This window comes from Verrucomicrobiota bacterium, assembly GCA_016871495.1.
In the GTDB taxonomy this organism is placed as follows: domain Bacteria; phylum Verrucomicrobiota; class Verrucomicrobiia; order Limisphaerales; family VHDF01; genus VHDF01.
Genome location: VHDF01000140.1, coordinates 1 through 7,479, shown reverse-complemented (window position 1 = coordinate 7,479; position 7,479 = coordinate 1). Strand labels below are relative to the sequence as shown.

Sequence of the window (7,479 nt, the reverse complement as noted above, 5' to 3'; positions counted from 1 at the left end):
CAGCAGGGTGGTGCCAAATCGTTCCAGGACATCGACGGATACTCGGGGCATGGCTCGGATTGGAACTCCTTCAACAATCTTGCGTGGAAGGCCAACCGAGGCCCCCTGCACCTGTTATCGAAAAAGTGGAATCCGCTCTGGACTATGACAGGAAGGAGCACCAATTCAAGTTCAGAGGAGTCCTGAATCAGGACCGAGCCCTGGCAAACGTCTACGCGTGCTCCGCCTTCGTCGCGGCCCAAGCGCTCCATGTCAGCAAGGGATGTGGTGCCAGAAGCAGTCCCCTGAACCATTGGGGATAGGAGGGAGAGCGGACTGAATCCAGAGGAGAGCCGCTCGCGGGGATCAAGGGCCTCGATCGTGAAGAGACGTTCCCAGACATGGAAGCGCTTGGCCGGGCAGTTCAAGAGGACTTGGCCGCCGTGGGCGGAGACGTCTTCGGCAGTGTCGAGATGGAGGTGGAAGCGGCCATTTTTCTTTCGGAATGAAGGCATGCCGACAAGACACCGTAAAGATGTCATGAAACTGCGAATTTTTTCACCTCAGAGTGAAAGTTTGTGCGGCACGCTAATGTTCTATGCCAGAGAGGCTCCCTCCTGGTAGTTTGACGGCATGAATCATCCGATTCCCGCCTTGATCGCGGGGCTGCTGCTGGGATTTGGCGCCTTCGCGGCGCCCGCCCCAACGGATCCCGGCAACGAACTCTTCGCCATGAGCTTCAACTTGCGCTACGCCAGCGAGAATCCTCCCAATGCCTGGCCCGCCCGCCGCCCCGTGATGCGGGCCTGCATCGAATCCGTGGCCCCGGATCTCATCGGCACCCAGGAGGGGGTGTATCGTCAATTGAAGGATTTAGCGTCCGATTTGCCGGGCTACGATTGGATCGGACTCGGACGGGATGGCGGCAGCCGCGGAGAGTTCATGGCGGTCTTTTATCGGAAGGACCGGTTCGAGCCCATGGCTTACGATCATTTCTGGCTGTCGGACACTCCGGAAACCATGGGTTCCTCGACGTGGGGTCACAGCAATCGACGCATGGTGACCTGGGTGCGGTTCAAGAACCGCTCGACCGGCCTCGAATTTTTCTTTTGGAACACCCACCTGGATCATGCGAATCAAACGGCACGGGAAAAGGCCGCCGCGCTCATTCTCGAACGTTCCAAGAAGTTGGACGCCGCCCTCCCCTTTCTGCTGGTGGGAGATTTCAACGCCGAAGCGGGAAACAACAAAGCCTACGATATCCTCGTGCGGCCCGACGCGTTCGCCGATGCCTGGAAGGGCGCCCCCGAAGTGCGCGGTCCCAAGGTCAACACCTTCCACAATTATCAGGGTGAAATCGCCAACGACCGCCGGATCGATTGGATCCTCCACCGCGGACCGGTTTCCGTCCGGGCCGTTCAAGTGGTCACCTATTCGCGAATGGGGCAGTACCCCAGCGATCATTTTCCCGTCGCAGCTTGGGTGAAACTGGGGCCATGAGGACGCGAACGTGTCTGTCGGTTTTCGCGGCGGTGCTTGGCCTCGCTTCGGCTTCCGCGAGCGGACCCGCGCTCCGCCACGACGACCTGGAGAGCGCTCCTCATCGTTACAGCACCTCCCAGCCCAGGGATCGCGTGACGCAGTTGAAGGAAGCCCTGGAATCCGGAAAGCTGCCGCTCGACCGCACCAGTGAAAAGGCTTACCTCGCGTCGCTCCTGCGAGAGCTCAACATTCCCGCCTCATCCCAATTATGGGTCTTTTCCACCACCAGTTTGCAGCTGCGCTACATTTCTCCGTCCAATCCCCGCGCGATCTACTTCAACGAGGATGTGTATTTGGGCTACATCCCCGGAGGCCGCATTGAGCTGATTTCAATGGATCCCGATCTGGGAGCCATCCTTTACATCTTTGACATCCCGCGCGGCGAAGCGCCGGTTCGCCTGGAACGTTCCGACCGCTGCATGAATTGCCACGCCAGCGAGGAAACCGGCCATGTGCCGGGATTGATTCTCAAATCGGTCACCCCCACTCCCAGCGGCGGCAGCCTGAACGCCTACCGCGTCGGCCAGACCGGACACCACATACCGCTCTCCGATCGATTCGGGGGCTGGCACCTTACCGGAAAACACGGATTGACCAAGCCTTGGGCGGATCTGATCGGTCGGATCGTTGAGGGCAAACTGGTTCGCATCCCCAACCCGGCTGGAGAACGCTTCAACCCAAGCAAGTATCTGGTCGAAACCAGCGACGTGCTGTCCCACCTATTGCTCGAGCATCAAGCCGGCTTCGCCAATCGCGTCGCCGAAGCGGCTTACCGCGCCCGCACCATCCTCTTTCTCGGAGCGGATCGTCTCACTCCGGACCAAGAACGTGAATTCGATGCGCAAGCACGCATCTTGGTTCGATACGCGCTGTTTGCCGACGAGGCCCCTTTGCCTGAGGGCGGAATCGAGGGTTCCCCGGCTTTTGCCCGCGATTTCCTGGCCCAGCGAAAGCCCGATCGAGTGGGAAGATCCTTGCGGGATCTGGACTTGAAAAAGCGGCTGTTCAAACACCGTTGCAGCTACATGATTTATCAACCTCCTTTTCAATCGCTGCCCGCCCCACTCAAGAACCGAATCAGCCGGCGACTGGCTTCCGCGCTGGACGAACATCGCCCGGATCCGGAATTCGACTACCTTCCCCGGGAAGAAAAACGAGCCATCCGAACGATCCTGGCGGAGACCGCGCCCGGGTTGTTGCCCTGAAACTTAGACCCCCTGCCCCGTGTCATGTTGAAGAACGATCCGCTTGCACGTTCGAAGCGATCCTCGACCCCGAAAAAGTGTCAGCCGCGCCATCCATCTCCAACAGCATGAATCCTTCTCCCCTCTGGAACCGGCGTCAGTTCCTGCATCATTCGTTAGCCGGCACACTCGCAGCCGGCGTGAGCATGACGCCCCAAGGTGCGTTCGCTGAAACCGCACCGTCGACCGAAACGAGAACGGGCTACCAAGGCCCGAACGTGGTCCTGATTCGATTTGGAGGCGGCGTGCGCCGCCGGGAATGCCTTGATCCCCAGCAAACCTACTGCCCGTACTTCCGCCATGAACTCGTCAAACGCGGCACGTTCTTTCCGCGCATGACCATCGCCCAGATCAAGGGTCTCAACACCAGCCATGGCGAAGGCACGTTGAACCTGGTCACTGGCCGTTACGATCAATACAAGGACATCGGGAACAAATTCCTCGGCCAACGATTCGAGCCGAAGGTGCCCACGCTTTTCGAATACCTGCGCAAGGCCTACGACGTCCCCCCGCACCAAACCCTCATCGTGAACGGCGAAGACCGTCCAGACGAGGAATTCTACACCTTCAGCAATCACTTCGCCTACGGCATCGACTACCGTTCCACCGCCTTGAGTCTCTACCGTTTCAAGTCCTGGCTCATGCAACGCAAGATCGAAGAGGGCCGGCTCTCAGGCCAAGAGCTGACGGAGGAAAAGAAGAAACTCGAAAAGTGGGACAAGGTGGACTACCGGACCCAGGGAAAAGACCGCCAGGGTCCCGAAATGGAATCGTTCTGGGAACGATGGCGCGCGTTCTACGGCGAAAGCGGCCTCGTCAACCCCCGCGGCGACCGGCTCCTCACCGAACTCGCCGTCAGAGCGATGCAGGAGTTGAGTCCCCGCCTCATCATGGTCAACTACAACGATTGCGACTACATCCACTGGGGAAACATGCAGCACTACACGCGCGGCATTGCCATCATGGACGAGGGACTGCGTCAAATCGTGAGCGCAGCGGAGTCCCTGGAAGCCTACCGGGGAAAGACCGTGTTTGCGATCGTGCCGGACTGCGGGCGGGACAGCAATCCGTTCGTATCCGTGCCTTGCCAGCATCATTTCAATTCGAAATCGTCCCACGAAATTTTCGCGCTTTTCTTCGGCCCGGGCGTGCCACCAGGCCGCGTCGTCGATCGCGAGTCCGACCAAATCTGTGTGGCGCCGACTCTCGCCCACTTGATGGGATTCAAGACCCATCATGCGGAAGGCCGGGTTCTCGAGCAAGCGATCGCATGAACCAGGACCTCCCCGCAAGGCAAACAGCCGAGGTCTCAAACCTGCCGGCCCGCGCCGATGTGTGGGCCGGGCCGGAACCCTCCCCGGGAAGAATCTGGGCGGAGCGTCTCCTCTACGGGATTCGGTCTCTGTTGCTGGGCATGCTGTTCGTGTTGAGCGTCCCGGGAGCTTTGGCGTTTCTCGGCTGGGTCATGCGTTGCACCCAGCGCGAGGTGCTCCGAACCTGGTGGAAGCACGCCGTGCACGAGGGCCGAAGCCATGCCTGGGAACCCTTCGCTCTCGGAGATCAATGGACTCGCGACCACGTGAAACGTCCGCGCTGGTTTCTTGTAACCCGGCGTCGGGAGGCCGGGGGACCATGGGCTCGAATCCGGGAAACGGCCCGCTGGTTGTTCGGATCGCTGGTGAACAATCTAAAAGTCGGTATCCAGGCCTTGTTCAACGTCTGGGTCCTGACCATTCCAGGATGTTTGCTCTGGCTGTTCGCGTGGTACGACGGCTGGAACAATTCCTTCAATAAAGGATATGAACAGGCGATGGTAGGCCCCCTCACCGGAATCTTGGGGGTGTTCTTGTTCATGGGAGCCATGCTCTACGTTCCACTGGCCCAAGCCCGGCAAGCGGCCTCGGGCGACTGGAGATGCTTCTACGATTTCAAACTCGTCTGGAAAATCTCCCGCCGTGAATGGATCTCCTGCCTCGGCCTCGCCGCTCTTTACAGCATCCTGACGCTGCCGGTCATGATCCTGAAGACCGTGCCCGGCTTCCTGACCCAGATGCGTCCGGACTGGGAAAGCCGAAGCCCCGCCGAAGCAGCCTCCTGGCTCCAGGGCTATTGGTTCTGGTCGGCGATGGTGCTGGTGCCGGCGTATTTCCTCCTTCGCATGGCCGCGGCCCGCATTTATGCCCGGGGCATTCTGCGAGGAGTGCGGCGAGGGGCCATTGCCGAGGAAGATTTGGCCCCGCAAGAGTGGACGGCCTTGCACCGGCTGGGCCTGTTGACTTCTGGGAGCACCCCCGAGCCCGCCTGGTGGATTCGGGCGCTCGCCTGGGTGGGAACACGCGTCGGATCCGCGGCGGCGCTTGCCCTTTCGCTCTTCCTCGGATTCACGCTGGTCGCGCAAATCTTCATCAGTGAGTTTTTCGTATATCATCCCTTCGTGGGCTGGATGAACCAGCCGACAATCCAATTGCCCTATTGGGGTTACCGAGGGGCCGAGATTATCGATTCGGAGATTCAAAACGAGGCCAGGGGCGATGCGGCCACGCACGAGACTCGTGATGCCGGCCAGCCCGGCGATTGATCTTCGCTGACCCACGCTTCACCTTGGAAATCGAGCCACCCGCCTTGGAAGGAGCTCTTCGTCGATTGACCAAGGGGTTTCCCTATTCCCCCAAACTCTGGCAAGACGCCTATCTCGCAGCGTTCGCGGCGGCGGACGACGTGCCCCTCGTCACTTTGGACCAGGGATTTCGGAAGTCTCGTCTGATCAGGAGTTTGATTCTGACTCCCCAGTGACTCGAGCACGGGACGTCCACCGCTTCCCTCCTGAGTCCATGAGCTTCGCGGTGGACCATGCCCCCGCCAACCGCCTGCCTCAACCTCAGGGCACGTCCCGCCAGGGCGCGAGGTTCAAGAGCCGGACTTCCCGCTTGTGCGGATGGATCTCCACCGACGTCACGCTCGCGTAGTCGATCTCGAAGTGGGCCATCTTGGGCAACGGCAGGTCGAGCAGGATCGCCAGCGCCATCCGAATCACCCCGCCATGACAAACAACGGCGGAGGTGCGCTGGGGAGATTCGGACAAGATGTGGTCCAGACAATCCTCAACTCGGGCGCGAAAATCGGGAACCCGCTCGGCTTCGGGAATGCCTTCCTCATCCAACTCCGTCAACCAATGATAGGCGCTCTTGTTGAATCTTTCCCGGACCTGCTCCCAGCTCAAACCAGTCCAAGATCCAAAATCCACCTCGCGCAATCCTGCCAACGGCACCGGCTCAGGCAGGTGAAACTGCTCGATGGCCGCCAGCGTTTGGCGCGCCCGCACCATCGGGCTGGTGTAGATATGATCGATCTGGTGCTCCTTCAAATACTGGGCAAGCCGGGAGGCCTGATGATGACCGTGAGGAGACAATTCCATGTCGATCCGCCCCCCGAACACCCGGTGGTAGTCCACCGCCACCTCGGCATGCCTGATCAAAAGAAGCCGCGTGCAAGGATCCATATCAACCGATCGCTTGAGTTTGCAAGGCCATGATTCGCTGCAAGCCGGACCGACCCAGTTCAATCATGGCCGCCAGTTGATCGGGTGAGAAACTCGACTTCTCACCCGTGCCTTGAAGCTCCACGAAGCCGCCCGCCCCCGTCATGACCAGGTTCAAATCCACCTCCGCCCCCGAATCCTCGGTGTAAGCCAAATCGAGCAGCGGCACGCCCTGCACCACTCCCGCGCTCACCGCTGCCACCGGGGTGGCCACTGGACTGGCGGATAACTTGCCCTCCGCCATCAGTTTCTTCATGGCCAGGCACAAGGCGACGTAACTGCCGGTAATGGACGCGGTTCTTGTCCCGCCGTCCGCTTGCAACACATCGCAGTCCACCCACAACGTGCGCGCGCCCAAAGCGTTGAGGTCCACCGCGGCGCGAATAGCCCGTCCGATGAGCCTCTGGATTTCCTGCGATCGACCATCGATCTTCCCTTTGGAAATATCGCGCGCTTTGCGGCCGAGCGTGGAATACGGCAGCATGCTGTATTCCGCCGTGATCCATCCACCGGGCACCCCCTGCTCTTTCATCCAGCGCGGCACCGTTTCCTCCACAGTCACGCCGCAAATGACACGGGTTTGGCCCCACTCGATCAGCGTGGACCCGGTGGCATGGGGCGCAATGTGGTTTTGGAAGCGGATTGAACGCAAATCGCCGGGGCTTCGACCGTCGGATCGCTTGGGGATGGAGGCTGGAGTAAAGTCGTTCTTGTCCATTGCAGGGCTGGGAGCCTAAGGAGCCCAGGACCCCGGGCGCAACCGGGAAAACGGCGTCTTGGTCCCCGGAAGCGCATCCTGGCCAGGAAAGCGGGCAGCCTTGCCGTTCATCCCGAAATTGTCTGTCGTGTGGCGCAGGCTGCCTAGCCTGCCGTATCGCCGACGGCCCGTCGGCCCGGCCGCTGAAGAACGAGGCCCTTCCCTGCTCTCCACGCGCCGGGTTCCCTTCGTCGCCCCGCAGGCTGGGCAGCCTGCGCTACAGCAGACAGGGCTGTCTGCGTGACCACGACAACCCGGTCACCGGCAACCTTTGGATGCACCGGCAGGCCTGCGGTGCATCCCGATGTTGCCGGTGATGCAGGTAGGGCGCGTCCGTCCCGGCGCGCCGCCGGAGCATGATGTTTTGCATCCCGTGGGCGGCGGGCTGGGACAGGCCCGCCCTACCAACAACATCGGGA

7 protein-coding genes are annotated in these 7,479 nt (G+C 60.7%); 5 read left to right on the top strand and 2 right to left on the bottom strand.

Features of this window, described 5'->3' with window-relative positions; genetic code table 11:
• Window positions 1–711 precede the first annotated feature (711 nt).
• From FJ404_18780 to FJ404_18760, 5 genes are all read left to right on the top strand, one after another.
• Window positions 712–1,479 carry an endonuclease/exonuclease/phosphatase family protein gene (locus FJ404_18780; GenBank protein ID MBM3824897.1) on the top strand — a complete coding sequence of 256 codons (768 nt, stop codon included), beginning with the start codon at window positions 712–714 and terminating at the stop codon, window positions 1,477–1,479.
• Window positions 1,476–2,726, top strand: a complete 1,251-nt coding sequence (locus FJ404_18775; GenBank protein ID MBM3824896.1) for a hypothetical protein — start codon at window positions 1,476–1,478, stop codon at window positions 2,724–2,726. Before FJ404_18780 ends, FJ404_18775 begins: the two co-directional genes overlap by 4 nt.
• A 107-nt stretch (window positions 2,727–2,833) precedes the next feature.
• On the top strand, window positions 2,834–4,039 hold the full coding sequence (locus tag FJ404_18770; protein MBM3824895.1) for a twin-arginine translocation signal domain-containing protein: 1,206 nt from the start codon (window positions 2,834–2,836) through the stop codon (window positions 4,037–4,039).
• Window positions 4,036–5,343, top strand: coding sequence for a hypothetical protein (locus FJ404_18765; protein ID MBM3824894.1), 1,308 nt, complete (start codon window positions 4,036–4,038; stop codon window positions 5,341–5,343). The genes FJ404_18770 and FJ404_18765 overlap by 4 nt, the downstream gene beginning before the upstream one ends.
• A 23-nt stretch (window positions 5,344–5,366) precedes the next feature.
• Window positions 5,367–5,558, top strand: coding sequence for a hypothetical protein (locus FJ404_18760; GenBank protein MBM3824893.1), 192 nt, complete (start codon window positions 5,367–5,369; stop codon window positions 5,556–5,558).
• 85 nt (window positions 5,559–5,643) lie between these two features.
• Here FJ404_18760 and FJ404_18755 read toward each other — a convergent pair whose 3' ends face one another.
• Together FJ404_18755 and FJ404_18750 are read right to left on the bottom strand one after the other, a co-directional pair.
• Window positions 5,644–6,264, bottom strand: a complete 621-nt coding sequence (locus tag FJ404_18755) for a histidine phosphatase family protein (GenBank protein ID MBM3824892.1) — start codon at window positions 6,262–6,264, stop codon at window positions 5,644–5,646.
• Window position 6,265: 1 nt separating this feature from the next.
• Window positions 6,266–7,021: a ribonuclease PH gene (locus tag FJ404_18750; protein MBM3824891.1), complete on the bottom strand. Its 756-nt coding sequence runs from the start codon at window positions 7,019–7,021 to the stop codon at window positions 6,266–6,268.
• Window positions 7,022–7,479 lie beyond the last annotated feature (458 nt).